The 2,285-nt window shown below is 38.8% G+C and carries 3 protein-coding genes; all 3 read right to left on the bottom strand.

All coding sequences use genetic code 11. The features are described from left to right. On the bottom strand, positions 1–140 hold a 140-nt coding region (locus BLR64_RS29875; protein WP_279615500.1), incomplete at its 3' end, for a sigma factor. 99 nt (positions 141–239) lie between these two features. Further along, positions 240–839: an ATPase gene (locus tag BLR64_RS29870; protein WP_090720353.1), complete on the bottom strand. Its 600-nt coding sequence runs from the start codon at positions 837–839 to the stop codon at positions 240–242. Between the two features lie 1,038 nt (positions 840–1,877). Then, the coding region (locus tag BLR64_RS29855; RefSeq protein WP_139172158.1) for a sigma-70 family RNA polymerase sigma factor at positions 1,878–2,285 on the bottom strand (408 nt) is incomplete at its 5' end.

Raw genomic sequence — 2,285 nt, 5'->3', positions numbered from 1 at the left:
TTCAGCGAACGCAGGTGCATCAATATCTCATTCTCGATACATCGGGCCGCGAAAGTGGCAAGCTTTGTGCCCTTGTTCGGACGGTAGCTCTCAATGGCTTTGATCAATCCGATGGTACCAATGGAGATCAGATCCTCCATGTCTTCGCCGGTGTTATCGAATTTTTTGAGGTTATGGACACGATACGATGTCAAAAAAAATAACCCATCATAATCGTTCCTGATTTGAATTGGTTATTTTTACGTTCTGTATTCAATTTGTAATTGTCTATCGATTAATTGTGCCCATACAGGCATTTCATTTAAATAATATTTTATCCCGCTTTTATCTGCTTCAAGAATAAACTCCCCATCAGCCTTACTGTTATCAACAACAATTAATTGATCAATCAGATCTAAGTGCGATAACAGATTATTCATACTTGTTACATTGCGTCTAATAATGTCTTCGGTTTCAATATGATGCCCACCGTTTTTCACGCGCAAAGCAACACGTTCAATATTTAGCCGAACATCACCTAGCCCCACATAAAACATAATGATTTGAAAGCCCTGTTCCTTGGCATTTCTCATCTGCCTTATGACGTTCCCCCCCGCTAAAGTGGTTTCCACAGTGAAGTCCCACTTATTTCGGATGCATTCCCTAGCTATCTTTATTGCTTCTTTCCCGGCAGACACCTTACTTTTCTCAGGATGTTCATTATTGATTTTGCGGGCTAGTGCATCTGGATCAATATTCACACTTACCCCAAGCCGGTCAACGATCAAGTTGCGGATTGTACTCTTACCACTTCCATTATTACCAGCAAAGATAAACATCGTTGCAACTGTCTTACTCATGGGTAAAATCCTGTTCATTCATTTTCTCGATCTTTCCCGTACTATACTCCCTAACGATTTGCCCTTCTGGTGTTTTGTATACTATATATGTTCCATTAGCTTTGGCATCCAATTTAGCACGGTCACCTGTTAATCGGATCAATTTGACAAGGTCCTGCGTTATATTCATCAATAGATAAACACCTCATTTCCACTTATAGTTTGAGTATACCACAGCACAGCGCAATTTATATCTGCTTGAGTCTGTACTGTATCGTAACAGTATATAGTTTAAAGAATACACGTTTATGCTTCACTCTCTCTGTTTCTGCACTCAATCCCACGCAAATAGCTTACAGGAAGTATAAATACACCCTATATTTTTCATCTATTAGTTTCTATTCTTATTTTGATGAGGAGATATAAAGTAAAAAGCAACTGGAATACCAATAGGCCCCCTGGAAGAAAAGAGAACATCTCTAAGCTATACTTAGGAAATAATTCAATAGAAACAAACTGACGTTCCCTCTCCCCAATGTCTTGTATTGATTTAAAAAACATCAAAAGTAAACTGCTTGGAATCGTGCTCAACAAAAACCATGTGACATGGTACTTTACCCTCCTAGATCTTATAATCATTAGTGAATTTATAAAACACAATAATAGCGGTAAAAAGTAGACCTTAATTGATTCCTTTATTAATTCCGTCTCCCAACCTTCTATTCTTATCTCAAGAAAATAGATTAAAATTAAATGAAATCCTACAATGAGAAATGCATACAAAATACTTTGGAGTGCTGCCTTTATTACTTTCATTTCCTCCTCCCCTTTCAGGATAATTATAAATTATATACCAAACCCTTCTAATTCCAATACTTGGAACAATAAAAGTAAATTCACTAACCTTATAAACTAATCTACCTAATTTCCTCACTTGAAAACTTCATATCATCTGTCACTAAGACAACGATACTACTTTTTCCCTTATATTCATAATCTCATTCAGACAATTTTTAATTAGCAAAAAGCGACTCATCCGAAGACAAGTCGCTTTCCTATTCACCGCTTCGCCTTATAAAACTCATGATAAAGCTTCATCAGCGCCCTTTTCTCAATCCTAGAAACATAACTCCGTGAGATCCCCAGTTCCTTCGCAATTTCCCGCTGCGTCCGCTCTTCCCCGCCAGTGTCCAGCCCAAACCGCCCGACCACAACTTCCTTCTCCCGGTCATCCAATATATCAAGATTCCGATAAATTTTACTCTTCTCAATCTTCAGATCCACTTCTTTAATCACATCGTCGGTCTCGGAGCCGAGGATATCAATCAGGGTGATTTCATTACCCTCTTTATCCGTCCCAATCGGATCGTGAAGAGACACGTCTTTCCGTGTTTTTTTCAGCGAACGCAGGTGCATCAATATCTCATTCTCGATACATCGGGCCGCGAAAGTGGCAAGCTTTGTGCC

It is taken from the genome of Paenibacillus typhae (assembly GCF_900099765.1).
Lineage (GTDB): Bacteria > Bacillota > Bacilli > Paenibacillales > Paenibacillaceae > Paenibacillus_AQ > Paenibacillus_AQ typhae.
Note: the sequence above shows the minus strand (reverse complement) of the source record. Positions and strands in the feature narration are given on the sequence as shown.